A 25,340-nucleotide genomic window follows, 5' to 3' on the forward strand; every position below is an offset into this window, starting at 1 on the left:
CGCTTTGCAGAGCGGCCAGAAGGATAATGCTATGCGCTATTTTAACAAACTGGATCCCCTAGAGCAAGACGCAGCTACAGATGCGTTGGCAATGCTTAAAAGCAAATACGATATAGGCGAGCAAGAGTATGCGGCTCATCTGGAAATTTTTGCTCAGGTTTTGCTTCAGATGAGGCGTATACCGCCAGAGTGCGGCCCCGGTACGATGGAGCTTGATTACTCATGTCATGGATCGCGCTATTTCATGGAATGGGCTGTCTATGAAAGAACCAAGCAGTTTAGGCACGGAAGAGCCTAAAATGAGCTTCTTCCAAATCGTTAACCAGGCCGCGCTATGGGCACTGCCCGACATACTCAATAGATGGCTTCCTGGCGGAAAACGCCAGGGAGATGAGTATGTGGTCAAAAATCCCATGCGGGCTGACGACCGACCAGGTTCTTTCTCAATAAATCTCAGAACGGGGAAGTGGGCCGATTTTGCAACAGGAGATAGGGGCGGCGACATTATAAGCCTAGCCGCTTATCTATCCGGGAAAAGCCAAATCGAAGCTGCTCGATCCCTCGCCAAAATGTTAGGAGTTTCAGATGTCAAACGATAAAGGCATGTTCTCGCCAATCCAAAAAAACGATTCAATCAAGCAAGGTAAAGACGAAGGAGTTGCAATTCCTATTCCGGAGAATGCAGGTAGCGCAGGTGCTCACCCCACGCTCGGCATACCGAAGAAGGGGTGGGTATATAAGATGGCTGATGGCCAAGCTCTTCTCATTATAGCTCGCTTTGAAAGGCAAGATGGTAGCAAAGAAGATCGCCCCCTAACATTTAGACGTTACCTTAACAGTGGCGCGCGTTGGGCCTGGAAATCGATACCAGAGCCGCGCATCCTTTATAATCTTGATAAACTATCCACACTCAGCGATAAGCCAATTTTAGTATGTGAGGGCGAAAAAGCAGCCGAAGCAGCTGAAAGGCTATTCCCTGAATATGTAGTTACTACAAGCACCAATGGGGCTAGATCGCCGCACAAGACCGATTGGTCGCCTGTGAAGGGGCGAGAGGTGATGATTTGGCCAGATAACGATCAAAGCGGTTTTGCTTATGCCGATAGTGTTGCACAGCTTTGTCTGAAGGCTGGCGCACTGCTGGTGCGTGTTGTGCAAGTGCCTGCTGATTTTAAAGAGGGATGGGATTTAGCAGATCCGTTACCTGACGGAATTAATTTTGAAAATCTGAAGGTATTGATCAGTGAAGCACGTCAAATAATTGGTGCCTATGAGGAGGCAACCCATGCGGCATATTCATTGTCACCTGATTCTCAGCCACATGAAATCGAGAAAGCGCTTAAGTTGATCGTTTCACTCTCAGAAATTGAGCAGGAGCGAATAAAAAAAATTATCAGCAAAAACGCCAAAATGCCACTTAGCGTACAGAATAGGGCGCTAAAAAACTTTAGGCAGACAGTTGCCGACGATGATGATGCTGGAATGGATCATCTTGATCTTGCTCGTTCTCTTATAGATGAAGTAGGGAGAGATAATATCTTGTCAACAGCGGCCCATCTTTGGGTATGGCGGAATAATGGCCTCTGGGAGGCACTGCCTGATCTCGATATTAAAAAAACCATCCAGGCCCATCTCAATGAGATGGGGCAGAAAGTGACACGCGGCCTTGTCGATGCAGTTTTATCGGTTTTGAAGAACGAAGTGTTTGCCGAGCAGCATCAGTGGGATTTGAATCCTGATATTATAAATGTACAAAACGGAGATCTTATATTCTCAGGCCAGTGTTGGATTTTGCAACCTCATAAGCGTGAAAACTTTAGAACCACACAAATCCCGCATCCTTACATTCATAATGCAGAATGCCCAAGGTTTCTAAAATATTTGGATGAGATTTTTTTAAGCGATATTGATGGTTTTTTGAAAAAGCAACTAGTGCTCGAAATGATCGGCTATACGCTTACAAACACAACTAAATATGAGAAATTTGTGATTTTGATAGGATTGGGAGCTAACGGAAAAAGCGTGCTCCTTGAGATTATAGCAGCGCTTGTCGGACTTAGGAATGTTTCCGCTGTTCAGCCTGCAGAGTTTTCTGATCGATTTAAGAGGGCCCATATGCACCGCAGGCTGGCTAATCTTGTTACAGAAATAGCTCAAGGCGGCACAATCGCTGATGCAGAGTTAAAGGCTATTTCATCTGGGGAGTTGATCACCGCAGATCATAAGAATCAGCCGCCTTTCGACTTTAAGCCTTATTGCACCTGCTGGTTCGGAACGAACCACATGCCGCGCACCAAAGACTTTTCAGATGCGCTGTATCGTCGCGCCATAGTCGTGACATTTAATCGAAAGTTTGAAGGGAAGAGCGTAGACGTAAACTTAAAGAAAACACTTCTTACTGAATTACCGGGGATTATGAGAGCGTCCCTGGATGCCTATGCGGGTGTTCTTAAGCGTGGCTCATTCACTGAGCCGCCAAGCTCAATACAAGCGAAGGAAACGTGGCGTAAAGAGGAGGATCATGTATCGCAATTTGTTGATGAGTGTTGCGATTTTTTGCCAAATGCAAAAGAATCTTCCAAAGCATTGTACGCAGCCTATCGAAATTGGGCAGAGGAGCAGGGTGTGCGCCACATCCTAGATCATAACAGCCTTACATCGCGTCTTGTGACCAAGGGACTTAAGAGACATAGGTTGTCAAAGGGTGTTCGAGCCATAAGCGGTCTGTGCTTGAGGGCGCAGAGGGAGTGACTTGGGTGACTCACAAAACATATCTCTAAAATCTCCACATCATAGTGATCTTAGAGATAACATTATTTGTATAATCAGCACATTATCTGGTGATTGAATCTGTGTCACCTGTGTCACTCAGGACTTTTTGAGCTTAATAAAGTTAGGCTGACGCAGCATCTAACAGCATCTCCCGCTGGTATGGTTTTCGTATCAACTTATGTATTATTATGTCTTTATCGTTCGGGCGAACACGAGCCTCTATTTTCAAGGCTTCCCAATGATCAAAATTTGACCCTACCAAGTGCCCTTCATATTTTTTCCAAAGTGTGTCCCATCCCCTGCTTGGAATCGCAATCATGCGCCGCTCAGTAAATTCATTCGTGGGTGGCATGGTTGGCTCCCAATCATCGTATTGGCAGTCAAATGGGTATCTCCAAAAAAGGTCTTGCCCCCCTTCCTTGTTTTTTATGTGTTCAACCATATCGGAAACTTTTAGAAATCGGCCTGCCAATCTGCGTCTATTGTTTTTTGAATCATTGTAAGACAGCTCCCACCAAGTTATTTGTGTAGGCTCCTCTGGCTCCTCGTTTTTGAACTCTGGATACTTTGTGAATAAAGCCTCAAATGTTTGCTTTGATTCTAAGTAAACTTCACCGGATATATCGCCCTGGTCACGGAGGGTTTTCAGTGTCCCATACAGCTGACTAGGTCTTTTTTCAAACAGCGAATATATTATGCTGTATTCGCTTGTCGTATCATCGGTAAGCCAGTCTCCTTCTTCATCGGCATCCACGACTAAGAAATGGCATATTATTAGGGCCGCAGCCTCATACTTGTTAAGACCGTCTGCATAAGCGTGATTCACAATTTTTAGAGAGTAAGGCTGAAATTTTTCATCTTGAAAATTGTAGAAATTAAACCAATTGCTGATCTCTTGATAGCGGCTGGCTTCTGCCGCATATGACCTTCTTAAACAAAAAATAGCGGGCTTCCAGCCAAATAACAGAGACTGGATGCTGGCAGCTTTTCTGCTGATAAAAAGATCCCGAACAGAATCTCTAAAATGATTTTTCTTAAAATTTTTAAACATAAGCTCATCTCCCATTTGCGGAAACGGCTTTCCAGATGTCTCTGGAAAGCCGGGGAGTGATTACCGTCCGAGAACGGCCAGCGTATTCACGCTAGGCGCTATTTTATTCCGCTGCTCCCCGACACAAGGTCGAGAGGCAGCATCATTGGTGACGGCCAGATGCTGTTTGGCCGTCTCGGAGGGGTAATCAGCCCCATCGAGCAGGATTTACTGCTCGATGCTGAAAACATTAAACAAATGATCGAAATTTCACAATGCAAATAAGGCGACCTTGTACGGGACAAGATCACTTGTGAGTCCTATCAAGGGTTTGCGTGCCTTTTGATCGGGTCGATCTTTTTGCATACAAGGTCAAATCCTTTGAAAGCCAGATGTACGCCTCAAAAAAGCGAATCTTTACAAGGCGAAGGAAAACTTTTGTAGTAGGCGAGACTGCTCTATAGGGCGAAGTTCTTGAAGGTTGAATCCCAGGTGAATCTAAAACCAACGCGCCAGTATTCGGCTTGCTTCCCTGTCCATTTTCAATTATTTTCTCAATTTATAAATCTAAATGACGAATCAATGGTTTGCCTATGGCTGATGAGATTATGACCATTCGGGAGGTCGCCTCCTATTTGAAGCTCGCGGAAAAGAGCCTTTACCGCTATGCGCTCGAAGGTAAAGTCCCTGGCTTTCGTGTCGGGGCAGCATGGCGTTTCCGCAAAAGCGATATTGATGCTTGGATTAGCAAAAACATCGCTGAACAAAGAAAGGCTGGCTGATGCCCTTCACACCCGAACAACTCGCCAGACAGAAAATTGACGCGATCCTGACAGCCTCTGGCTGGGCCATTCAGGACATGAAAGATTTTAACCGCAATGCTGGGTTAGGTGTTGCCGTGCGTGAATTTCAGCTTCCCGCTGGCCCGTGCGATTACCTGTTGTTTATCGAGGGCAAAGCCGCTGGCGTTATTGAGGCTAAAAAATCTGGCGTTACACTGAGCGGTGTGGCGGAACAATCCGAAAAATACATGAACGCCCTGCCGGATCATCTGGCGAAGTGGGATACCATCCTGCTTTTTGACTACGAGAGCACCAGTGATGAAACCTTCTTCAGGGATATGCGCGACCCTCGGCCACGTTCCCGCCGTGTGTTTGCATTCCACAAGCCGGAAACGCTCCATGACTGGCTGAAGCAGCCCAATACCCTGCGTGGTCGCCTGCAATCCATGCCGCAGCTCAATGAAAACGGTCTGCGGGATTGCCAGATCGATGCGATCAAAGGGCTTGAGAAATCATTGGGCGAGGACAAGCCGCGCTCTCTAATCCAAATGGCGACCGGCGCAGGTAAAACCTTCACTGCATGCACCTTCAGCCACCGGCTTATCAAATACGGCGGCGCTAAGCGCATCCTCTTCCTGGTTGACCGCAACAACTTGGGCGATCAGACGCTGAAAGAATTTCAAAATTTCGAGCCGCCAGGTTCTGGCCACCGCTTTACAGACACTTATATCGTCCAGCATCTGCATTCCAATCGCATTGATCCTGACGCAAAGGTGGTCATCACGACCATTCAGCGCTTGTTCTCTATGCTGAAGGGTGAAGAGCTGGCCGAGGAAGATGAAGAAGAATCCAACTTTGAAACCTGGGCGAACAACCAGGGCGAAATTCCGCCTATCGGCTATAACCCGCAAATTCCTATCGAAATGTTTGACTTCATCATTACCGATGAATGCCACCGCTCGATCTACGGCCTCTGGCGGCAGGTGCTGGAGTATTTTGATGCACATATCATCGGCCTGACCGCCACACCGTCAAAGCATACGCTGGGCTTTTTCAATCAAAACCTTGTTGCCGAATACCCCTATGAGCGTTCCGTAGCCGATGGTGTCAATGTTGGCTATGAAATCTTCCGTATCCGTACCCGCGTGACGGAACAAGGCGGCAAGGTTGAGGGCGCGACGTTCGAGGTGCCCGTGCGTGACCGCCGCACCCGCGCTATCCGCTATACCAAGCTGGATGATGACATGGAATATACGGCGACTGAGCTGGATCGCTCTGTCACGACCCCCAATCAAATCCGCGCCGTGATCCAATGTTTCAAGGATCGTCTGTTCACTGAACTTTTCCCCGACCGCACCGGCGAATGGGTGCCCAAAACTCTTGTTTTTGCCAAAGACGATAACCACGCTGAAGAAATCGTCCATATCGTGCGCGAAGTATTTAACGAAGGAAATAACTTCTGTAAGAAAATTACCTACCGCAACACCGGCGAAGATCCTAAAAGCCTGATTAAGGCTTTTCGCGTTGATCCGCACCCGCGCATCGCTGTAACCGTGGACATGATTGCTACGGGCACGGATATTAAGCCGGTCGAATGTATTCTCTTTATGCGCGACGTGAAATCAGAAGGTTATTACGAACAGATGAAAGGGCGCGGCGTGCGCTCAATCAAGGATTCTGACCTTCAGGCGGTTACCCCCGACGCCCAGACCAAGACGCGCTTTATCCTGATCGACGCCGTAGGCGTGACCGAAGGCAAAAAGAACGTATCTCAGCCGCTGGAGCGCAAACGCACCATATCGTTTGACAAGCTGATTGATCAAATCGCCCAAGGGCGGCGCGATGAAGACGCACTCTCAACCTTGGCCGGACGCCTTGCCGCCCTGGATAAAAAGCTGGAGCGCGAAGACCAGGAACGCATCATCGAGACGAGCGGCGGCAAAGCTCTGCGTGACCTGTCGAATGACCTCCTGGATGCTATCGATCCTGACAAGATCGAGGCAATGGCCGAGCAGCGCTTCGGCTACGCGCCAGCAGAAGACAAAATCCTAATTATACAGAATGAACTGATCGAAGTAGCCTGCAAGCCGTTCGATGACCCAAAACTGCGCCAGCTGCTCAAAGATCTGAAGCAAAAATCAGACATCGTGATCGACGACATCACGACCGATGAGGTCATTGGCGCGGGCTACGACATGAAGCGGGCCGAAGAGCGTGTAAAGACCTTTAAAGATTTTATCGAAAAACATAAAGACGAACTTCTTGCGCTCCAAATTCTCTATAACCAGCCTTACGGCAAGCAGAAGCTAACCTACGCCGCGATTAAGGAGCTGACGCAAAAGCTCACCGACCCACCGCATTATCTGATCACCGCCGATGTCTGGCAGGCATATAAGCGTCTGGACGCCGCCAAAGTGCGCGGTGCGCCGGTTGACCAACAGCTGACCGAGATCATATCTCTCGTGCGCTATGCTCTGGGCATGGATGATGTGCTGGAGCCGTTCGGCAGCAAGGTTGAACAGCGCTTTAACCTGTGGATCGGAAGGCAAAAGAAGGCAGGCCGTAACTTTACCGATGATCAAGCCAATTGGCTCAAATCGATTGCGCAGTTTATCGGCGCAAATGCGGAAGTGACCACAGAGGATATGATGACCATTCCAGTCTTTGCCGATAAGGGTGGCCTGCTTCAAGCGCGACAACTCTTTGGGCCAGAACTTGACACCCTCATGAATGAGTTGCAAGTGGCACTGGTGGCATGATGAGTGAAGATTTGCCGACGGGCTGGGAGATAGTCATACTAGAGCAAGTTGTCGATATTCTCGATAGCCAACGAATACCTGTAAATAACACAGAAAGAGAGAAGCGCCTTGCAAACGCTAAGCATTTCTACCCCTACTATGGAGCTACGGGTCAAGTCGGGGAGATTGATGACTATATCTTTGAAGGAGAATCTATCCTTTTGGGAGAAGATGCCGCCCCATTTTTAGATTTCGGAAAAGATAAGGCTTATATAGCAAACGGAAAATTCTGGGTTAATAACCACGCGCATATTTTGCGTGGTCGCTCTGGCATAGATAATCGCTTCCTTTGCCAGCAGCTAAACGTATTTAACTATAGGTCTTTTGTTTCTGGTACTACGCGCTTGAAATTGACACAGGGCAGCATGAAAAATATGCCCTTGAAAATTGCGCCGCTAAACGAACAAAAGCGGATCGTAGACAGAATTGAGCAGCTCTTCAGTGACATGGACAAAGGCGAAGAGCTTTTGAAAACCGTCCAAAAGCAGCTTAACACCTACCGCCAATCCGTCCTCAAGGCCGCCGTCACCGGTGAACTCACCAAAGACTGGCGCAAGAAAAATAAAAAGAAACTGGAATCCGGTGAAAAACTCCTAGCCCGCATCCTCGAATCCCGCCGGAAGAATTGGAAGGGTCGTGGACAATATAAGGAAGCGATTTCAGCCAACTTAGAACGGATGCCTGAAATTCCTGAAGGCTGGGTATGGTGCAGCCTGGGTCAATTAACGTCTTTCATCACGAGCGGTTCGCGAGGATGGGCTGAATACTACTCGGAAAGCGGTGCCTATTTCTTTAGAAGTCAAAATGTCACTAAAGCTGGTCTGTCTATGGATGACATTGCGTATGTTAATCCCCCGCAAAACAGCGAAGGTGAAAGAACCAAATTATGCAGCGGTGATTTACTTGTGTCTATCACTGGCAACCCAGGGAACGTAGCTCTTATTCCAGAGCTAGATGCCGAAGCCTATATTAGTCAGCACGTATGTCTAGCGCGACCAGTTGATATAAAAACAGCATCGTATTTAGAAATAATCATACGTTCTTGGCCGATCCAAAAATATTTTGAGAGGGTACAATACGGCCTTACAAAGCCAGGTTTGAACTTAACGCAAGTTGCTGAGTGCCCAATTCCTTTGCCATCTAAGCCAGAACAGGAAGAGATTATTGCGCGGATAGAAGACGTTTTTTCTAAAATTGATGTTTGCGAGGCTTTGTGTGCTGCCGAATTAAGCCGCAGTAGAACTCTACGCCAATCCATCTTGAAATCTGCCTTCTCCGGCAAGCTGGTTGCCCAAGACCCATCCGACGAACCAGCCAGCGAGCTTCTGGCCCGCATAAAATCAGGCGACGGAGTAAAAACGAAAGCCAAAGCAGCTCCTCCCCGCCGTGGCCGCAAACCACGCTCTGATAAGTCGGAGGCAGCATGAACGTTGCTTTCCTATTTAATTCAGATCACCCAGAGATTGGTGGTTGGTATGGCAAAACTGTGATGGACAAAATTCTTGAAACAAAAGTTATTCAAGACTCCAAACGTCATATGCGTCTTTCCTTGGGAGATGTTGAATTCTCTTCAGTTAGAGGGAGAGAGCAAGAGGTGTATACGCCATTTTCTTGGGATAGGCGTGTCGTAGATAGATTGGAGGCAACATACGGCAAAGCTGTAGTTTATAGTTGGCTGTTTCAGAACATGTCGGATGAGATAGCGGAAGATTTGCATGAAGAGCTACAAAATCTTCCCTATTATCTAGGTGCAATGGATTTAGAATTTTCAAATCCATTCCACCTATATTGCTTTCGCAATCGATTGCCTGAATATTATAGATTCTATGGCACTAATTGCAGCCTATTTTATTCAATGTCTGAGGCTGATGGACAAGATGAAGGCATGAAAGAAGTTTTAGAGGGGTTTGGTTTTAATGCTTCTTTTGAAGATATGGGAGCAAGGAGAACAATTTTTGATAATTTTGATACTATTGATCACTTCAAAAGGATCTTAAATTTTAGACAGATTTTCTCTGAGTTTGATGGCTGGTCTGATAACGAAACATCTCAGCTTGTGTATGATATCGAAGAGCTTCATCCTTATCTTTTCAATATCTTATATGCAGCCGCTCGCGCGTACAGTCGTGCAGAAGTAATGGAAGAGCTTTCTCAATCCTACCTGTCTGGTCGACGCTTTATTGAGCAACTTTCTAATACACTCTTCCCTCCACAAGACAAACCTTACAAAGCAAAAGATGGCCTGGAGCGAAAGGTAGGCCAAGACAAACATATTAATCGTCTGGCGGCTTATATAGAAACTGCAGCAGTAGATCATCATAATACCGAAGAAATAATTGAAAAGTTGGGTAGTGAGGCAAATAGGCTTTATGAAGTTTTTTGCAGGGGTGTACATAAACCACATTCTAGAGATAAAGAGTTTTTGGCAGAAAGAGAACGCGCTAAACAAGCGTTTTCTGATCTTGGTGCCTGGTTAATCCAGCTTATAGAAATAAATCCCCAGGCAATACGACGACCTTACGCCGCATATAATGAAGATATTATTGATTTTCTAAGAGATGCTCTCAAAGAAAGGACAGCATAGAATGACAACTAGAGACTATTCTTCACTCGTTTCAAAGGTATGGAACTACGCGCACGTTCTGCGCGACCAGGGCATATCGTACGGTGACTACGTTGAACAGATTACATTTTTGCTGTTTTTAAAGATGGATCAGGAGCGTGCGGATCTCTTGGGAGAACCATCAATTATCCCTAAGAAATATATGTGGGACGTTTTGGCCGGTAAGGATGGGGACGCTCTAGAGCTTCAATACCGCCATACTCTTGAAGAGCTGGGCAAGGAGCCTGGTCTGATTGGTACAATTTTCAAGAAGGCTCAGAACAAGCTCACCGACCCAGCCAAGCTCAAGCGCATTGTTTCCTTGATAGCCACTGAAGGGCCGTGGATTGGTATTGGTGTTGATGTTAAAGGCGAGATTTACGAGGGTTTGCTTGAAAAGAACGCCTCTGAAGTAAAATCAGGCGCAGGGCAGTACTTTACGCCCCGCCCTGTTATCGACGCGATTGTGAAGTGTGTAAACCCCAAGATTGGCGAAACAGTCTGTGACCCTGCTTGCGGCACCGGCGGCTTCCTGCTCCAAGCCTACGACCACATGAAAACGCAGTCTCAAGACCGCGACAAGCTCCGTAAATTACGTCACGATTCATTCCACGGCGTTGATATTGTCGATGAAGTCGTGCGCCTCTGTGCCATGAATTTGTATCTGCATGGCATTGGCAACGGCGGAAGCCCTGTTAAGCAGGGTGATGCGCTCTCGGCAGCGCCGAATGATCGCTATAAGGTTGTCCTTACAAACCCGCCTTTTGGCAAGAAGAGCAGCTATAAGGTCGTCGGTGAAGATGGGGACGTTACGACTGAGCGTGAAAACTACGAGCGCGAAGATTTCAAGTTCACCACTTCAAACAAACAGATCAACTTCCTTCAGCATATTATGACGATTCTTGATCAGAATGGCCGTGCTGGGGTGGTTCTGCCCGATAACGTGCTGTTTGAGGCCGGTCGTGCCGGTGAAGGTATCCGCAAGCGCCTCTTAGAACAATTCGACTTCCATACACTCCTCAGGCTTCCGACTGGAATCTGGTACAGCCCAGGCGTGAAGGCAAACGTGCTGTTCTTTGACAAAAAACCTGCTGCGAAGGAAGCCTGGACGAAGAAGCTCTGGATTTACGACCTTCGCACCAACATGAACTTTACGCTTAAAACCCGTAAAATGGTGCCGGATGATCTAAAAGACTTTGTTGACTGCTACAAAAAGCGCAAAGAGACCGAGCGCTTCAAGTGCTTTAGCTACGATGAGCTGGTTAAGCGCGATAAGCTTAACCTGGACATTTTCTGGCTCAAGGATGAAAGCCTAGAGGACATTGATAGTTTGCCAGCACCGGACGTTATCGCAGCCGAGATTGTCGAGAACCTGGAAGCGGCATTGGAGCAATTTCGCGCTGTGGCTGAAGAGCTTGATGAAGCGGCATAGGTTTATAATAAATGGGCATCCAGTATCCTAAAATTCATTTGTCACGACACGATAAAAGGCTTTTAGTTTTTATCGCCGAGCTTTTGCTGGAGTACCCTTCTGATGATTCAAAGACGAACATACCAAGTGCATATGTTGGATTGTCGGATAAAGAGGCTGATAAGCTTTTAGATCTTCTTGAGGCTCTTCTGAAAAATCCTGACTTTATTGAATCTCGAAAATTTATTAAAGGAATATCAAGCCTGGGCCCTGACAATGATAAGACAACGCGATCTATATATGCAACCGGTCTTAAGCAAAGAGAACAATCTACAATAATTACTCACCATAGATGGTATGAGCTTCAGGCCCGCCTAGGATTGAAAAAGCATAGCTATATGGGCAAAGATATTTTACCTATGCGAGCTGAGTATTTCTTTAAAATGGAAGAAAGACTTTTTGAGGAATTAAAGTTTGACCCAAGAGTGATAGCTCTTCTTATGAAGTTAGGAAAAGATCAGTCTCAGATAATTGAGAAATTCCAGAAAAGCCACTATCAATCGCCCGTTGATATTTCAGAAAGCGTTAAAAGGTTACAAAAAGAAGTAAAGAATGAAAAAGTGGTCTCACGGATAAATTTAAGCTCAGTTGCATTTGTTATTTCGAATAGCGCAGTCTTATTTACAACACGCGATTGGTCAGCAGCAGGTGTGTTTTCCTGTATGATTGGAAATGCGGTAAGCTCTATAAAAGAAAAGCAAGCTAAATAGGCATGTCAGGATATAAATCTATTCATATCGGATTGCGTCAATTCATAGCTAACTCTATGGCATAACTCCTCTGAGGATAGGCCGCTAAATTGCATCGAAAATTCATTGTTATTAATTTTGAAATGAAATCCCTGCCTTGGATTATATAATGCAAGATTATTGATCTCGTATTTTCCTGACAATCTGTTTAGGCTTAGATAAAGAATAAGCTGTCTCAAATCTAATGATCTAAAGGCGCGACCACCAGATTTTATTTCATATAATGTATCTCCGGTAATAACATCGCCATAGCATGTATCTAACTTTCCGCACCCAGAAAATTCTGGCCTTAAAATCAGAGAATCTTTGTCCTTAAAGAAACTAAATAGCTTTTCGGATATTTTTTTTATCTCCTGCACTTCGTCGACATTAAGGGATTGGTCGAAATTTGGCGCTTTATCTCTTAAGCCAGAGATATATTTTACAGTTTCTTCCGTAATATTTTTTAGATCGCTTTCAAGCGTTGAATCTATGGATTTCTTTTCTTGCGCGCTACGGCAAAAGATACGAAAGCTCACTTCATTGATAAGAGCGCGGCGTGATGTGGCACTTTTTTCATTTAATGCGCTATGTGCTCTGTCTAAAACATGAATGTTTATATGCCTTACAAAATCTTCTGACAGAGGGGAAATAGTTCTCCAAAACGAAGTGTGCTCTCTAATAAATTCTATTTCACTAATCATAGGGGAACCTGCCAAGGATCAGCCGATGATCTTTCTGTTTTGCTTGCGGCCCATTTTTGTACAATTTTTTCAAAATCAGAAAACCCGCCCTTATTTGCTTGTCTCCAATGATTCCCCTCATCTCCTGGCAAACTGTAGCTCCCAATGATAAATGCTCTCCTTAAGGGGGGAGAGAAGCTAGTGTACTGGCTGCGCAAATCAGATAGCCAGTGTGATCGGCGCCAATTAAACATTGCCAATATAATATCTCGCTTAATCATGGCCGATTCAGATCTATTAAATAATTTAGTGAATAGTTCTACATTTTCTTGCTTGTCTTCGCATGATAGTAGCCTACAGGCATAAGCCTGATTTACTTGCGTCTTTATTAAATGTGATTTGTCTTTGAATAAGTCTCTAATGCATTTTCCGATATGTTTCTGAGTTTCGTCTGACAAGTCCCCCCATATGTTTTTTAACACCATCATTATAGTGGGGAATATGGGGTATAAATTATCAAGTGAATTGCAAACTGATAAAACAGCCTGATCTCTTGTAGGATTAGAGATAAACTTTAGTGATTTTACGATCTGACGTGTAACGGCTATATCGATTCTACTTTTCCCAATTTCTCTCCGTAAGAGACCTAGTATATCAAATTTTTCAATTTCAGATTTTAGTGTCTCATAGTCTTCATCAGCTGTAGGTGAGTACGGATCAAACCTTAGAGATAAAGACATAAAATTATGAGCACTAACATCAGCAGCCTCGTCTTCTTCCTTTGTGGTCAAAGGAGAGATGTTTTTAAATTCAGAGGCCGACATAATTCTAGTTTTTGATTTTTGTAAGGTTAAACCCTCATTGTTAATTAGCTTCTCAGATAAAAAGAGAAGTGCATCGAAGGCCTCCTCATCTGAATTGCAGAAAAGGTGATAGTCGTCTGCAAATCTGCAGAACTTTATGCCATTATCTTTGAGGAGTTGATCTGTTTGATTTAATAGAATCTCAGAAAGTAGTCGAGCCGCTGGCCCGCCTACAGGCAAGCCATGCGAATACTTTCCTGAGAAATTTCCAAGAAATTTATTTATTCTCATCGGTATATCACCAGGCTCTTTTATTTGTTTGAGCGCATTCTCTAACCTGTGGTGCCTTACACGCTGATAAAAATCAGATATATCGCATACAACTACTGTTGAATGCTCCCCTGCTAAATCAAGGCTCCTTTGTTGGAAGGCTTGCCAGCCTATGTCTGAATTAAATATTTTCTCATCATCTGAATCAGAAAAACGATAGGAAAAAATACATTTTTCATCTACCGAAATTCTGACGTTTTCTATTTTTTGCCCCACGGATATTACCAATCCCAGTATATAAGCATTCCAAAGGGGGTCTAACTGTGTGACCCACCTAAAGCCACTGTATCCGACAGGAGCTAATCTATTTTCATTGAAGGGAGGCTCTATATCTAACTTATCTGAGAAATTCGTATGAATTTTTTCTAAGAGAGCTAAAACGTCTTCTTCGCAGTCGTAGAAAATTGAATTCTCAATTGGAAAAGGAAAAACATCAGTGTCGCCATGCTTTGAGATGTTTTTTAAAGCTCTTATGAAGTGTTTAGTCATCATTCAACCCTGTTTTAATTCTTATTTATCTTACAGCCTGTTTTGATTCACGACAGTCTATTAATTTTGGAAATGAATGATTTTGTTGTTCGCTGCCAATCCGCGCCTTAGCAACCAAATTGCAGCGTGAAATTTTGAGGGTACAAAACGAGGTATAAAATCTGCGGGCAGGCTAACGACCTTCAGGTTATCATTTTAAAAGAGCGATTTTTGAGGGGTCAATTGACAGTTTTATTGATGCTCCAGAGGCCAAAAATCATCACCTCAAAAAATCAGTGTCCCACAGAAAAATGGATGTCGATTTTGAGTGATTTTGATCAGGTTTTATAAGATGTTTTAGATAATTTTTGTGGGACACTGGCGGGACACTTCGCCACAAAAAACAGCAAAAGATTACAACATATGACAATGCAAGAATTTTATTAAGTTATTGATTTGATTATTATAGTTTGTTGTAGCGTTTTGTGGATTTTTGCTTCGATGAGACTCATAACCTGAAGGTCGTAGGTTCAAATCCTGCCCCCGCAACCAATTTTTCCTAAGCATAACCGCAGTGTTTTTGTGCTGGTGAGTGATCTCGCCATCCCGGCGCATGTAAAAACAAGATCGGCTTTCATTGTCCTTTTGGTCCTGATGTAAACTGGCGTTCGTATTTTTTGAATCGCCGTGTCATTTACATCAATCGATTACAGGAAGGCTGATCTGCCATGAAAAATCTTGCTTATGCTCTGGGCTTTCGCGAAAAGCAATTTGCCAATGATGATGATCAATATTTGCCGTTAAAGACGGGCGCCCTGCGCGGCTTGTCGACCAATATTATGATGGCGGACAAGGACTATAATATTGTCTATGTGAACGAAGCGATCATTGGCTTTCTGCGTGCGCTGGAAGGCGATATTAAGAAGGATTTTCCGTCATTCAATGTCGATCGTTTGATCGGAATGAATATTGATATGTTTCATCAAAACCCGGCGCACCAGCGTGGCATGCTCGACCGCATGAGCGGTGAATTTGATACGTCGATCAAGGTTGGCGGGATTGTTTTTAACCTGCATGCCTTTCCGGTTTTTGATGATAACAAAAATCGCGTTGGCACGGTTGTCGAGTGGCAAGATTCGAAGCAAATGGATGGCACGTCGCAAATTGCATCCATTCATAAATCTATGGCCGTTATCGAATTTAACATGGACGGTACCGTTATTACGGCGAATAAAAACTTCCTGGATACGGTGGGCTATGGTCTAGACGAGGTGAAGGGGCATCATCACCGCATGTTTATGGAGCCGAACGAGGCAGAGGGTGCGGAATATAGAAAATTCTGGGATGATTTACGGGCCGGGCAGTATCAAGCGGCGGAATATAAGCGCTTGGGCAAAGGTGGACGCGAAATCTGGATTCAAGCCAGCTATAACCCCATCTTTGATCTGAATGGTCGCCCGTTCAAGGTTGTTAAATTTGCGACCGATGTGACGAAGCAGGTGACCGCCAAGCAAAATGCCGGAAAAATGATTGAAAGTGCCGCCGTTGGGACGGAGGAATTGAGTGCATCCGTAAAAGAAATCACAGAGAGCATGACAAAATCCCGCGCAACGACGGAAAAGGCCTATGGCATTGTCGAGCAAGCGGACCAGCAAACCAATAAGCTGGCCGATGCCGCGGCATCGATGGGCGGCATTGTTGAGTTGATCAACAGCATTGCCAGCCAGATCAACTTGCTGGCCTTGAACGCGACCATTGAATCGGCCCGGGCCGGGGAGGCCGGTAAGGGCTTCGCCGTTGTGGCCAACGAGGTTAAAAATCTGGCGGCGCAGGCGAAAACGGCCACGGACAAAATTTCGCTGGAAATTAATTCCATGCGCAGCATTTCGTCCAACGTTGTCGATTCCTTGAACTCGATTAAGGAATCGATTGAAACCGTTCGCGAGTACGTGAATTCCACCGCGAGTGCCGTCGAAGAGCAAAGCGCCGTTGCCAATGAAATTGCCAGCAACATGCAGCGCGTGACCCGCGAAGTGAGCAATCTCTAAGCGGCAAAATAATCAAAGCCCCACCAGATCACTCTGGTGGGGCTTATTTATTATTCAGCGGCTAAAAATTTGTCGTCGGACCGTTCAGCAAATGAGCGTCTGGGCGCTCAGCCTTGCGCGCGCGTGGTTTGGCTGCTGTGCCATCGCCCGATCCGCTGGAAATAGTGATCATGCATTCCTGCAGGGCCAGCATGTCGTCGTTCAACTCCTTCATCCGCAGGCGAATTTCATTTAAATGCTGGGTGACAAGGTCCTGAAAACTGGTCGCTTCGAAAATGATGTTGGCCTGATTCTGGATTTCTGCTGCCGCATCCCCCTTCATCTTGGACAATGACTTCATAATTGATTCCGCGGCGGTCAAGATTTGGTCGGCGGCTTTTTCTGTGCGTTTTTCTGCGGCCGTGATCTGGTCATTGATGGCGGGCATCAGGAATGTTTGATAATGGTTCGGAATATCATCCAGCGCACTGACGTGGTCAGCCAGGCGTTTTGCCAATTGTGCCATTGAATCGGCCAGTGCGGCGCGTTTTTCGGGCGATACATGATCCATCGCCTGGCTTGTTTCGTGTATTGTCTGGATGAGTGACGTCATTCAGGAATGTCCTTATCGTTGTTTTTTAATCATGACTGATTTTATTTTTGTTTCGAGCGTGTCCGCGTTAAACGGTTTTATGATGTAGTTGTCAACGCCGGCCTGCTTGGCCTCCATCACGTTTTCGGGGCGTGATTCCGCGGTGATCATGATAAAGGGCACGTTTTTGTGTTCATACGTTGAATCGGTGCGAACGAGTTGCAGCAATTGCAACCCGGTCATCGGCATCATGTTCCAGTCCGACAGGACAAGGTCATATTTATTATGCGCGAGTTTCTGCAGGGCCGCTTGACCGTCCGTGGCTTCGTCAACATTGCTGATATTGATTTGGGATAGCAGATTTCGAACAATGCGTAGCATCGTTTTGTGATCATCGACGATCAACACTTTCATATCCTTGTTTATATCCATTTCCGGGCGCCTTTTAAATGAGAGAAAAATGAATATACGCAGTAAGACGTTTCAATATCAGTGTCGGGCGCAAACCGTAAAATAACGATGAATCACAATTGCCTATATCGTGGCATGGCGCGTGAATTCTGTGCGGATATATTTTCATGCCTGCGCGCGTATTCACTATTCAAATTTATGCGCGCGTTTGTTGCATATCGCATTACCATGTGTGGCGTTTATCTCTCGATAAGAATTTCCCGCCTAAGATACATCCTGTTCCCGATTCCTCTGCCATTTTTTATATGCGGTGATTGACCCATGGATGACCTCGTCACAGAATTTATAACGGAAACCGTTGAATCACTTTCTGCGCTGGATCTTGATCTGGTGCGGTTGGAACAGGAGCCGGAGAACAAGGATCTCCTTGGCAATATTTTCCGTTTGATGCACACGATTAAGGGAACGTGTGGGTTTATTGGCCTGCCGCGGTTGGAAAAAACGGCACATGCTGCCGAAAACCTTCTGGATAATTTTCGCAATGACAAAATGGACGTCAGTGAACGATCCATGACATTGCTGTTTATGTGCATTGACCGTGTCCGCTTCCTGGTTAGTGAAGTGAGCAAGAATGGCACAGAGCCAGAGGGCAGTGATGCGGACATCATTCAGGTGATTGAAGCCGAAATCGAAGAGTGCCTGCATGACGGAGGAAAAAAAGAGCATTCTTCCGTGAGTGTCGAGCCCGTAGCGGAGCCATTGCCATCCCCCGAAAGCGCGCCAGCGTCGAATGTAGAGAAGGGTCCGGAATATCTGCGCGTGCAGATGAATGTTCTGGAAGATCTGATCAATATGGTGTCGGAACTGGTTTTGACGCGCAACCAGTTGTCGCAGTTGATCCGCATGGAGGAAAACGCAAGCCTGACGACGCCGTTCCAGCGGCTGAACAGGATTGTATCAGATCTGCAAGACAGCGTTATGAAGACGCGGATGCAGCCCATCGGCAATGCGTGGTCGAAATTGCCGCGTATCGTGCGCGATTTGTCGACAGAGATGAAAAAGAAAATCGTCCTGGAGATGGAGGGCGAGGAAACAGAGCTGGATCGTCAGGTTCTGGAGCAGATTAAAGACCCGTTGACACACATGATCCGCAATTCATGCGATCATGGCATTGAACGCCCCGCCGACAGGCTGGAGGCCGGAAAGAAGGAGCAGGGCTGTATCCGCCTGCGTGCCTATCACGAAGGTGGATTTATCGTTCTGCAGATCAGCGATGACGGGAAGGGGTTGGACCCCGCAAAAATTGCCGAAAAGGCGATTGAAAAGGGGATGGCCGATCCGGAAAAAATTCAATCGATGAGCGAGAAGCAAATTCTCGGCTACATCATGCGCCCCGGTTTTTCGACGGCAGAGCAGGTCACGAACGTGTCCGGGCGCGGTGTTGGTATGGACGTTGTGCGGGCCAATATTGAAAAAATTGGCGGGTCGATCGATATGGAATCGTCCCCCGGCAAGGGAACGTGCTTTACCATCCAAATTCCGCTGACCTTGGCGATTATTTCGGCGCTGATCGTTGAAATTGATACGTATCGTTACGCCATTCCACAAATGAATATTCAGGAATTGGTGTCCATCAATCAAACCGATTCCGATATGATCGAATATATCAACGATAAACCCGTCCTGCGCCTGCGTGACCGGATCATTCCGCTGCTGGACAGCGAAGCGTTGTTTGATTTCAAGAGCGATCAGGAAAAGAAACCGCATAACCAGAAGCTGATCTGCGTGATCAGTACGGGATCGAGTTATTACGGCATTTTGGTGGATCAGATTTATGACACGGAAGAGGTGGTTATTAAATCCGTGTCGTCGGTTCTGAAAAGCGCGGGAATTTTCTCGGGCAACACCATTCTGGGGGATGGGCGGGTCATTATGATTTTGGACCCGGCGGCCATTGCCCGCAAATTCAATGTCGAGAAAGCGGTCAATCAACTGGAAGCCGAAAACGTCATGGCCCGTCAGGCACGGGAAAGCGTGAAAGAGCGGGCGTCCATGCTGGTGTTCAAGGCCGGCGATGGCGCATTGAAGGCTGTGCCACTGGCTTTGGTGTCCCGCATTCAGGTCTTCCCACGCGGGGAAATCACCTGTTCGGCGGACAAAATCGTTGTGCGCTATAATAATGCGTTGATGCAATTGTGCTTTATTGATAGCGGGACACAGGGGCTGAATGATCGCGAAGTGATGAGCCTGGTGCTGTCCGACGATATGTCGGAAGCGTCCATGGGGCTGATTATCGACCATGTCGTTGATATTATCGAAGGCGACCTGGACCTGGCGACGGCCACATTACGCCCCGGTGTTCTGGGCAGCATGATTTTGAGTGATCGGACGGTGGATGTCATCGACATCGCCCATTTCCTGTCGCTCAGCCGGTCGGATTGGTTTTCGAAAATGGCGCACCAATCATCGCCCTATGCCAATTATCACATCGAACGCGTGCATGAGCGATTGGACATGGTTGAAACCGGGCCCCATACGAACGGTCACGCCACAACCATTGGCGATCTGGAACATGCGGCCATGACCGCGCGGCCAATAACGGATTATAAGGGCCAGAAAATGCGTCTTCTGGTCGTGGATGACAGCCCGTTTTTCCGTAGCATGCTCTATCCCATTTTGACCAGTGCTGGATATGAAGTCACCTTGTCTGAAGATCCCCTGCATGCTATCCGCCTGCACGATGATGGGCATATGTTCGATATTGTCCTGAGCGATATCGAGATGCCGCATATGGATGGATATGAATTTGTTGAACGGATGCGCGATGATTCATCGTGGAAAGATATTCCCTTTATCGCCATCACATCCCACAACACGCGGGAAGATGTCGAATACGGCTATAAAAAGGGATTTAACAAATATATCGGTAAATTTGACAAGGACGAGCTGATCCGCTCACTGGTCAGCGTTCGCAATAATGAATGATCCATGATCATGGGGGCAGGAATGAACAATGCAAAGCCGAATATTGTTGCGGATACGTTCAAAATTCTGGTTTTAAATATCGGGAGCCATTATTTCGGCGCCCCGATTGAGAATATTCAGGACGTGATTCAACGCAACCCGACAACACCGGTGCCGCTGACGCCGCCGAACATTATTGGTTTGTTGAATTTGCGCGGGCATATTGTCACGGAAATTGATGTCGCCTATACGCTGGGTGTTCAGGATCGGGACTGGCTGGCGGGAAATAATGGATATTCCATTGTCATCAATCGCGGCGGCGAGATGTACAGCCTGGTTTTCGAAGGCATCGGTGATGTCGTGGATGTCATGGATTCCAGCATTGAAAAATTGCCCGACACAATCAATCGCAAATGGTTTTCCATCTCGCGCGGTGTGTGCCGCATGGGGGACAAGCTGGTCGTTTTGCTGGATTTCAATTTGATGATCGATCATCTAACCCCCGAACCCGCAAACATGGTGTAACGCGTATGGAGTATTCGCCTGTTCGTGTCATGTTGGTGGATGATTCCGTCGTTGTGCGGGGATTGTTACGCAATATCATTGAAAAACATGATGATTTGAACATTGTCGCCGCCGCGGCGGATGGGCAAACGGCGTTGCGTGATTATCGCACCCATCGGCCCGATATCGTCCTGATGGATGTTGAAATGCCGCATATGGACGGCCTCAGCGCCCTGCGCGAAATACTGAGCCACGACCCGGAGGCGCGGGTTATTATGTGCTCCAGCCTGACCCAATCCGGCGCAGAAACGACGTATCAGGCCCTGCATATCGGGGCCGTGGATTGTTTGGCCAAGCCATCATCCAAATCCATTGATCGGGGCCTGTCATTTGAACAGGAATTATTGCTGAAATTGCGGACGCTGGGGCGCAATGCGGGGCGGCGGGCCAGTGCGCCTGCCCGTATGCCAACGGCCGCGCCAGAGCCACGCGTGCAGAAGCCGGGGGCCGAGGTGGCGTTGCGCCGTATGCCCGATCATTTACCGCCCAATTTCCCGTTGGCTTTGGCCATCGGCGCGTCGACGGGCGGACCAAAAGCCTTGGTGGAGTTTTTGGCGAGTGTCGATAAAGGCATGATGCTGCCCATTTTTATTACGCAACATATCCCACCGGGCTTTTCCCGTTTTCTGGCTGAAAATATTGAACGCAAAACCGGTTTTCCCGCGCATGAGGCCGAGGAAGGTATGCTGATTTCCCCCGGCCATGTCTATATCGCGCCGGGGCAAAAACATATGGGTGTCCATAAGGGCATTCCAAAACGCATTGCCCTGACCGATGGGCCGCCGGTGAATTTTTGCAAACCATCCGTCGATGTCATGCTGGATTCGCTGGAACAGGCCTATGGCGGGCATTTGTTGACCGTTATTCTGACGGGCATGGGGGCCGATGGCCATTTGTCCAGCCGCCGCATGGTGGTGGATGGCGCGCATAATATTTTGATCGCACAGGACGAAGAATCATCCGTCGTCTGGGGTATGCCGGGTGCCGTGGCAAAGGATGGCATCTGCCATGCGGTTTTGCCGCTGTCACGGATTGGAAGCATCGTGAATAAACTCGTCCGGCGCGAAGCCATCGGGGACCATCATGCAAATTGATGATATTGAATTTCATTTCTTCCGCAATTTTTTAAAGGATTCATCCGGCTATCATCTGACGGATGATAAGCGGTATTTGCTGGAATCGCGTCTGGAAGACGTTTTAAAAAGCTGGAAGCTGAACGATCATCGCGCAATTATATCGACGATCCGCAACGATTATTCATCGAAAATGGCCACCGATGTGATCGAAGCCATGACGATCAACGAAACATTCTTTTTCCGCGATCAAATCCCGTTCGATGTGTTTGAAAACCAGTTGCTGGACCGTCTGGCGGATGCGGCCATCGCCAACCGTGTACGCATATGGTCCGCCGCCTGTTCAACGGGGCAGGAGCCTTATTCCGTGGCGATGATTGCAACGGAAAAACGATCCGTTTACCCGAAATTGCTGTGCGATGTTGTGGGAACCGATATCAACAGCCGGGTTTTATCCCGCGCGCGGCAGGGAATTTTTTCGGATATCGAGGTGCATCGCGGCCTGCCCGACCATTACCGCGATAAATATTTTGCGCGCGATGGATCAAACTGGAAAATCAACGATGACATCCGGGCCCAAGTGCATTTCCGGCAAATGAACCTGAAGGGTGATTATGACGTCGAAGGTCCGTTTGATTTTGTTCTGCTCCGCAATGTCCTGATCTATTTTGATACGGCGTTGAAAGAAAGCATCCTGCGCCGCATTGCCGATCGCATGCGCCCCGGCGGATATTTGTTGCTGGGCGCGGCCGAGGGCATTTACGACCTGAACCACCATTTCCAGCGTTGCCCCGATATTAAGGGGCTCTATGAATATCGCGGATGAAAAAAGCCCCCGGTTTTCGGGGGCTTTTTATTCAGTTTAGTGGACCAGAATGTTGCGGAACTGCCACGGGTCGGATGTGTCGATATCCTCCGGGAACAGGCCGGGGCGGTTATCCAGCGGGGTCCAGTCGGTATAATGCCCTTCAACCGTGCCCAGATACGGGGTCTGGACCTCCAGACAGCGGCGGTGGTCCATTTCATCGGTCTCGACAATCCCGGCCATGGGGTTTTCCAACGCCCAGACCATGCCCGCGATAATCGCCGATGTCACCTGTAACGCGGTGGCATTTTGATACGAGGCCAGCGTGCGGGTTTCCTCGATGGTCAGGCGGGACCCATACCAATACGCATTCTTGGCATGCCCGAACAGGAGAACACCCAATTCATCCCGGCCATCGACAATTTCGGATTCGCCAAGGATGTGCATGCGCGGTTGCATTTTTCCGTCCCGGCCAAACAATTCATGCCATGACAAAATGGCATTGTTGCACGGGTGATACGCATAATGGCATGTCGGGCGGTATTCCGGTTTCGGCCCGGACCCAACGGTGAAATAATCGGCAATTGAAATGGCTTCGTTATGTGTCACCAAAAACCCGAATTGCGCGCCGGGGGTTGGGCACCATGTGCGCACACGGGTCGCGGCGCCGGGCTGGTTCAGGTAGATGGCGGCCTGGCACCCGAAGGAATGGGTGGCGGCGTTGGGCGGCATCCAGTTTTCATGCGTGCCCCAGCCGAGTTCGGCGGGTTGGTACCCTTCGGAGACAAAACCCTCCACCGACCAGGTGTTGACGAACACGTTCATTTCCTTTGGCGCGCGGGCGCGTTGGGTGTCGCGTTCGGCGATATGCACGCCCTTGACGCCCAATGTTTGCATCAGGCGGGCCCAGTCTTCGCGTGTTTGCGGTTCGGTGAAGGGGGTGTTGGTGTCGCGGGCAATGTTTAACAAAGCCTGTTTGACAAACCACGACACCATGCCGGGGTTTGCGCCACAGCATGATACGGCGGTGCGGGTGCCGGTGGCCAGCACCTTTTCCTCCATAATATTATCGCGCAAATCGTAATTGGTGCGGTCGCCGGGGTGGGCGTTTTTGTTATCGTAATATCCGGCCCATGGCTCGGCCACGGTGTCGATATAATGGCAATCCAGTTCACGGCACAGGCGCATGATGTCGCGCGATGACGTATCAACCGACACGTTGACGCAGAACCCGATGCCTTCGCCATTGCGCAGCAGCGGCGTCAGAATATCGCGGTAATTGTCGGGGGAGAGTTCAGCATGAACGAAGCGGAGCCCCAGCCCCTCAACCACGGGGCGGTAAATATCTTCTGGATCGATAATAACAAACCGTTCCCGGTCAAATTTGAAATGTCGTTCAAGCAGCGGGATCATGCCACGCCCGATAGAGCCAAATCCAATCATTACCACGGGCCCGTTAATTGTCCCGTGTACCGGCCAGTTTGCCATTCTCGATTTTTTCCACTTCTGATTAGAGGTTCATAATATTGATCAGATAGCGGTAAAATCTCCTAGAACGCAAGGGGATTATGATTGTCGTAAAACGCCCGTGTGACGGGCGTTGAGTGGCGTTATTGACCGCCGCAGACAAAGCGGATTTGGCGGCCATTGGTCACCACCGGTTTGCATTGCTGTTTCGGTGCATTTTCCGGCGCGGCGGGGGCTGGGCTTTGGGTTTTGGCGACGTCTTGTTCGGCCAGCGCGGCGGCTTGTTTTTGGGCTTCGACCATGGCACGGCGATCATCGTCATTCAGGGTCAGGGCGACCTTCGGATCAATGCCACGGCTTTGCAGCAGGCCATGGACGGTAGCGCGATCCTGTTCATTCATTTTGGCGTAGAGCTGTACGCCCGTGTAGCGGCTGACATCCGGTGAGGCCAGCAAGGTGGCAACGGTTTCCGGTTCAATACGCAAGGCGCCTTTTTGGCCCATACGGGCTTCCAGTTGCGCGCGCGCGCCCGGCAATTGATCGAGATAGAGCAGGAAGCCAAGCGCGTTGCCGACGGGATCGTTTTTCTTGCGCAGTAGGGTTTCGGCGAATTCGGCGCTGCCGCAATCCTGGTCCCACTTGCTTTGCCCGACACCGTAGAAGCCGATGCCGTTGTAATCCGTGCCCATGCAGGTTTGGGTGTTCAATCCCGGCGTTGCGCATCCACTGAGAAACACAGCGGCCAGACCCAGTGCCGATAACGTGCCCGCGCGGCGCAGTTTTGCGTTTTCAAACACAGCGCGCAGAGGGGCATTGTCGTTGGTTGCGGTCGTTACGGTCACGGTCATTGGTTCACACCCTTTTTGGTTTTTTAAGGCTGGAGATAATTACCATAACATAAATCGCCACGTCAACAAAAACCGCCACAAATTTGTTAATTTATTGAAATATCACGAAAAAGCGCCCGGCT

At 47.9% G+C, this 25,340-nt stretch carries 21 protein-coding genes; 14 read left to right on the forward strand and 7 right to left on the reverse strand.

Annotation, left to right across the window (positions count from 1 at the left end; genetic code table 11):
* Positions 1 to 31 precede the first annotated feature (31 nt).
* Genes ACSC94_RS00470 through ACSC94_RS00480 form a run of 3 tightly spaced genes read left to right on the forward strand, consistent with a single transcriptional unit; the run spans position 32 to position 2,751 of the window.
* The gene (locus ACSC94_RS00470) at positions 32 to 298 is read left to right on the forward strand and encodes a hypothetical protein (protein ID WP_435641113.1); all 267 of its coding nucleotides are present in this window, start codon (positions 32 to 34) and stop codon (positions 296 to 298) included.
* Positions 261 to 599: a hypothetical protein gene (locus ACSC94_RS00475; protein ID WP_435641114.1), complete on the forward strand. Its 339-nt coding sequence runs from the start codon at positions 261 to 263 to the stop codon at positions 597 to 599. Before ACSC94_RS00470 ends, ACSC94_RS00475 begins: the two co-directional genes overlap by 38 nt.
* On the forward strand, positions 586 to 2,751 hold the full coding sequence (locus ACSC94_RS00480; RefSeq protein ID WP_435641115.1) for a DNA primase family protein: 2,166 nt from the start codon (positions 586 to 588) through the stop codon (positions 2,749 to 2,751). Before ACSC94_RS00475 ends, ACSC94_RS00480 begins: the two co-directional genes overlap by 14 nt.
* Positions 2,752 to 2,893: 142 nt before the next feature.
* Here ACSC94_RS00480 and ACSC94_RS00485 read toward each other — a convergent pair whose 3' ends face one another.
* On the reverse strand, positions 2,894 to 3,823 hold the full coding sequence (locus ACSC94_RS00485) for a hypothetical protein (RefSeq protein ID WP_435641116.1): 930 nt from the start codon (positions 3,821 to 3,823) through the stop codon (positions 2,894 to 2,896).
* A 572-nt stretch (positions 3,824 to 4,395) separates the two neighbouring features.
* Between ACSC94_RS00485 and ACSC94_RS00490 the strand changes: the two genes are divergently transcribed.
* Genes ACSC94_RS00490 through ACSC94_RS00515 form a run of 6 tightly spaced genes read left to right on the forward strand, consistent with a single transcriptional unit; the run spans position 4,396 to position 12,165 of the window.
* Positions 4,396 to 4,584, forward strand: coding sequence for a helix-turn-helix domain-containing protein (locus ACSC94_RS00490; RefSeq protein WP_435641117.1), 189 nt, complete (start codon positions 4,396 to 4,398; stop codon positions 4,582 to 4,584).
* Positions 4,584 to 7,343 carry a DEAD/DEAH box helicase family protein gene (locus ACSC94_RS00495; protein ID WP_435641118.1) on the forward strand — a complete coding sequence of 920 codons (2,760 nt, stop codon included), beginning with the start codon at positions 4,584 to 4,586 and terminating at the stop codon, positions 7,341 to 7,343. The genes ACSC94_RS00490 and ACSC94_RS00495 overlap by 1 nt, the downstream gene beginning before the upstream one ends.
* The gene (locus tag ACSC94_RS00500; RefSeq protein WP_435641119.1) at positions 7,340 to 8,809 is read left to right on the forward strand and encodes a restriction endonuclease subunit S; all 1,470 of its coding nucleotides are present in this window, start codon (positions 7,340 to 7,342) and stop codon (positions 8,807 to 8,809) included. Before ACSC94_RS00495 ends, ACSC94_RS00500 begins: the two co-directional genes overlap by 4 nt.
* Entirely contained in the window at positions 8,806 to 9,966 is a 1,161-nt protein-coding gene (locus ACSC94_RS00505; RefSeq protein ID WP_435641120.1) for a hypothetical protein, read from the forward strand. Before ACSC94_RS00500 ends, ACSC94_RS00505 begins: the two co-directional genes overlap by 4 nt.
* Before the next feature lies 1 nt (position 9,967).
* Positions 9,968 to 11,416 carry an N-6 DNA methylase gene (locus ACSC94_RS00510; RefSeq protein ID WP_435641121.1) on the forward strand — a complete coding sequence of 483 codons (1,449 nt, stop codon included), beginning with the start codon at positions 9,968 to 9,970 and terminating at the stop codon, positions 11,414 to 11,416.
* A gap of 11 nt (positions 11,417 to 11,427) precedes the next feature.
* Positions 11,428 to 12,165 carry a hypothetical protein gene (locus ACSC94_RS00515; protein ID WP_435641122.1) on the forward strand — a complete coding sequence of 246 codons (738 nt, stop codon included), beginning with the start codon at positions 11,428 to 11,430 and terminating at the stop codon, positions 12,163 to 12,165.
* Positions 12,166 to 12,170: 5 nt separating this feature from the next.
* Here ACSC94_RS00515 and ACSC94_RS00520 read toward each other — a convergent pair whose 3' ends face one another.
* The gene (locus tag ACSC94_RS00520) at positions 12,171 to 12,887 is read right to left on the reverse strand and encodes a hypothetical protein (RefSeq protein WP_435641123.1); all 717 of its coding nucleotides are present in this window, start codon (positions 12,885 to 12,887) and stop codon (positions 12,171 to 12,173) included.
* On the reverse strand, positions 12,884 to 14,491 hold the full coding sequence (locus tag ACSC94_RS00525) for an RNA-directed DNA polymerase (protein WP_435641124.1): 1,608 nt from the start codon (positions 14,489 to 14,491) through the stop codon (positions 12,884 to 12,886). Before ACSC94_RS00525 ends, ACSC94_RS00520 begins: the two co-directional genes overlap by 4 nt.
* 704 nt (positions 14,492 to 15,195) lie before the next feature.
* Between ACSC94_RS00525 and ACSC94_RS00530 the strand changes: the two genes are divergently transcribed.
* Positions 15,196 to 16,515, forward strand: a complete 1,320-nt coding sequence (locus tag ACSC94_RS00530; protein ID WP_435641125.1) for a methyl-accepting chemotaxis protein — start codon at positions 15,196 to 15,198, stop codon at positions 16,513 to 16,515.
* Between the two features lie 61 nt (positions 16,516 to 16,576).
* On the opposite strand, the gene ACSC94_RS00535 is transcribed toward ACSC94_RS00530, so the two are convergent.
* Together ACSC94_RS00535 and ACSC94_RS00540 are read right to left on the reverse strand one after the other, a co-directional pair.
* Positions 16,577 to 17,107 (reverse strand): hypothetical protein, encoded by a 531-nt coding sequence (locus ACSC94_RS00535; RefSeq protein WP_435641126.1) that lies wholly within the window; start codon positions 17,105 to 17,107, stop codon positions 16,577 to 16,579.
* 12 nt (positions 17,108 to 17,119) lie between these two features.
* A complete protein-coding gene (locus ACSC94_RS00540; RefSeq protein WP_435641127.1) occupies positions 17,120 to 17,518 on the reverse strand; it encodes a response regulator in 399 nt (132 codons plus the stop codon).
* A gap of 300 nt (positions 17,519 to 17,818) precedes the next feature.
* On the opposite strand from ACSC94_RS00540, the gene ACSC94_RS00545 reads away from it, so the two are divergent.
* Genes ACSC94_RS00545 through ACSC94_RS00560 form a run of 4 tightly spaced genes read left to right on the forward strand, consistent with a single transcriptional unit; the run spans position 17,819 to position 22,924 of the window.
* A complete protein-coding gene (locus ACSC94_RS00545) occupies positions 17,819 to 20,482 on the forward strand; it encodes a hybrid sensor histidine kinase/response regulator (RefSeq protein ID WP_435641128.1) in 2,664 nt (887 codons plus the stop codon).
* 21 nt (positions 20,483 to 20,503) lie between these two features.
* The gene (locus tag ACSC94_RS00550) at positions 20,504 to 20,986 is read left to right on the forward strand and encodes a chemotaxis protein CheW (RefSeq protein ID WP_435641129.1); all 483 of its coding nucleotides are present in this window, start codon (positions 20,504 to 20,506) and stop codon (positions 20,984 to 20,986) included.
* 5 nt (positions 20,987 to 20,991) lie between these two features.
* On the forward strand, positions 20,992 to 22,119 hold the full coding sequence (locus ACSC94_RS00555) for a protein-glutamate methylesterase/protein-glutamine glutaminase (protein WP_435641130.1): 1,128 nt from the start codon (positions 20,992 to 20,994) through the stop codon (positions 22,117 to 22,119).
* Positions 22,109 to 22,924 (forward strand): CheR family methyltransferase, encoded by an 816-nt coding sequence (locus ACSC94_RS00560; protein WP_435641131.1) that lies wholly within the window; start codon positions 22,109 to 22,111, stop codon positions 22,922 to 22,924. Before ACSC94_RS00555 ends, ACSC94_RS00560 begins: the two co-directional genes overlap by 11 nt.
* Before the next feature lie 36 nt (positions 22,925 to 22,960).
* Here ACSC94_RS00560 and ACSC94_RS00565 read toward each other — a convergent pair whose 3' ends face one another.
* Positions 22,961 to 24,346, reverse strand: a complete 1,386-nt coding sequence (locus ACSC94_RS00565) for a homospermidine synthase (RefSeq protein WP_435641132.1) — start codon at positions 24,344 to 24,346, stop codon at positions 22,961 to 22,963.
* 167 nt (positions 24,347 to 24,513) lie between these two features.
* Positions 24,514 to 25,218 carry a hypothetical protein gene (locus tag ACSC94_RS00570; protein WP_435641133.1) on the reverse strand — a complete coding sequence of 235 codons (705 nt, stop codon included), beginning with the start codon at positions 25,216 to 25,218 and terminating at the stop codon, positions 24,514 to 24,516.
* Positions 25,219 to 25,340 lie beyond the last annotated feature (122 nt).

It is taken from the genome of Micavibrio aeruginosavorus, from assembly GCF_051245535.1.
Taxonomy (GTDB): domain Bacteria; phylum Pseudomonadota; class Alphaproteobacteria; order Micavibrionales; family Micavibrionaceae; genus Micavibrio; species Micavibrio aeruginosavorus_D.